This is a genomic window from Streptomyces alkaliphilus (assembly GCF_014141535.1).
Lineage (GTDB): Bacteria > Actinomycetota > Actinomycetes > Streptomycetales > Streptomycetaceae > Streptomyces > Streptomyces alkaliphilus.
This window is the reverse complement of record NZ_VKHT01000756.1, coordinates 1-2543: the sequence shown is the minus strand read 5'-3', so window position 1 is coordinate 2543 and position 2543 is coordinate 1. Positions and strand designations below refer to the sequence as shown.

The 2543-nt window shown below is 76.0% G+C and carries 1 protein-coding gene; it reads left to right on the top strand.

Features of this window, described 5'->3' with window-relative positions; all coding sequences use genetic code 11:
* Window positions 1-25: 25 nt before the first annotated feature.
* Window positions 26-2543 (top strand): malto-oligosyltrehalose synthase (gene treY / locus FNQ90_RS19425; RefSeq protein WP_182607541.1); only part of this gene is annotated, 2518 nt, incomplete at its 3' end.

Genomic DNA, 2543 nt, shown 5'->3' with positions numbered 1-2543 from the left:
CTCCCGCCCCGTACCGGTCGGTCGCGTGCCGGCCGGCGCGCCCACGGCGACCTATCGGCTGCAACTGCAACCCGACTTCCCCTTCGCCGCCGCGGCCCGGGTGGTGCCGCACCTCGCCGACCTGGGCGTCTCCCACCTGCACCTCTCCCCCGTGCTGGAGGCGGTGCCCGGTTCGGGCCACGGCTACGACGTGGTGGACCCCACCCGGGTGCGGGCCGAACTCGGCGGTGAGGAGGGGCTGCGGGAGCTGTCCGCCACCGCGGCCGACCACGGCCTGGGACTGGTGGTGGACATCGTGCCCAACCACATGGCGGTGCCGGTGCCCCTGCGCCTGAACCGACCGTTGTGGGAGACGCTGCGGAGCGGACCCGACTCCCCCGCCGCCCGATGCTTCGACATCGACTGGGAGGCGGGGGACGGGCGGGTGCTGCTGCCGGTGCTGCCCGGTCCGATCGGCGGGGAGCTGGCCTCCTTCACCGTGGAGCGCCCCGACCCCGGGGGAACCGGCGGAGCGGGCGCGGGGGAGGCGGTGCTGCGGCACGGCCCGCTCCGCTTCCCCCTGCGGCCCGGCACCGAGGACCTGCCGATGGCGGAACTGCTGGAGGCCCAGCACTACCGGCTCGCCTGGTGGCGTTTGGCCGCCGGGGAGTTGAACTACCGGCGGTTCTTCACCGTCAACGAGTTGATCGCGGTGCGGGTGGAGGATTCGGAGGTGTTCGCCGCCGTCCACGGCACGGTGCTGCGACTGTTGAACGAGGGCGTGATCGCGGGGCTGCGGATCGACCACCCGGACGGACTGGCCGATCCCCCCGGTTACCTGCGCCGGCTGGCCCGGCACACCGGCGGGGCGTGGACGGTGGTGGAGAAGATCCTCGGCGCCCGGGAGGAGCTGCCCGACGACTGGCCGGTCGCCGGCACCACGGGCTACGACGCGCTGCGTCACGTGGACGGGGTGCTGCGGGACCCGGAGGGGGCGGCGGTGCTCACCGGGGCCCACCGGGTGTTCACCGGGGTGCCGGCCGAGGCCGGCGGCGAGTGGGGGGCGACGGAACGGCACGCCGCCCGCCGGATGGTGACCCGGGAGTTGGCCGCCGAGGTGGCCCGGTGGTGTCGGGCGGCGGAGCGGGTGTGCCGCACCGCGCCGAAGCTGGCGCTGCGCGACCACGCGGTGGACGCGCTGCGGGCGGCTCTGGTGGAGATCGTGGTCGGGCTGCCGGTCTACCGGCCGTACGTCCCGGCGCAAGGACCGCCCTCGGCGACCGACGAGGCGCTGTTGACCGAGGCGGCCCGCCGGGCGGAGGAGTCGCTGACCGACGTCCGGGAACGGGCGGCCGTGCCGGTGGTGCGGGACCTGGCCCTGGGCCGCCTCGGCGGGGGGCCGGCCGGGGACGAGGCACGGGTCCGCTTCGCGCAACTGTCCTCCGCGCTGCGGGCGAAGGCGGCCGAGGACACCGCGTTCTACCGGTACACCCCGGTACTCGCCGCGTGCGAGGTGGGGGGTGACCCGGCCCGGCCGACGGTGGCCCCGGAGGAGTTCCACGCCTTCTGCGAACGGATCGCCCGCCGGTGGCCGCTGACCGGGACGGTGCTGTCCACGCACGACGCCAAGCGCAGCGCGGACGTGCGGGCCCGGCTGGGGGCGCTGACCGAACTCGCCGAGGAGTGGGTGGAGTCGTTGGAGGGCCGTTCGCGGGAGGCGGAGCGGCTCGGTCGGCCGGCCCCGGACCGGCACACCGAGTGGATCGCGCGCCAGACGGAGCTGGGGTTCGGTGGCCCCGACCCGGCGGCCGGCGAGGAGGGCGCGCGCCGCCACCGGGAGCGGTTGACCACCGCGCTGCTCAAGGGGGCCCGGGAGGCGAAGCTGCGCACCGACTGGACGGACGGCGACCCGGCGTACGAGGCGGCGCTGGAGGAGTTCGTCGCACGGGTGCTGTGCGTCGAGCCGGACGCGGCGGCGTTGGAGTTGGAGCGGCAGGTGGCCGAGCGGGCCCGGGTGAACGCGCTGTCCGCGGCCCTGCTGCACCTGACGATGCCGGGGGTGCCGGACCTCTACCAGGGCACCGAGGTGGAGTACCGGGCGCTGGTGGACCCGGACAACCGGGATCCGTACCGACCCGTGACCGACCCGGCGCCGGGGAGTCACTCGGCGGAGAAGCTTCGGGTGACCCGGGAGGCGCTGCGGTTGCGGCGCCGCTTCCCGGAGTGGTTCGGCGCGGGGTCCGCGTACACACCGTTGCGTGCGGAGGGGCCGGCGGCGGCCCATGTCCTGGCCTTCGGCCGGGGGCCGGCCGGTGGGGCGCCCCGCGCGGTCACCGTCGTGACCCGCCTGAGCGGCTCGTTGCCGGCGGACGGCTCCCCCGGCACGGTGCTGCCGTTGCCGGCGGGTGAGTGGGAGGACCTGTTGACGGGGCGCCGGCCGACTTCGGTGGGCGGGCGGGGTGGACCGAACGAGCCGAACGGGAAAGCGCGGAGGTCCGCGGAACCGGTCCGGTTCGCGCGCACGGAGGTGTTCGCCGAGTTGCCGGTGGCGCTGCTGGTCCGAC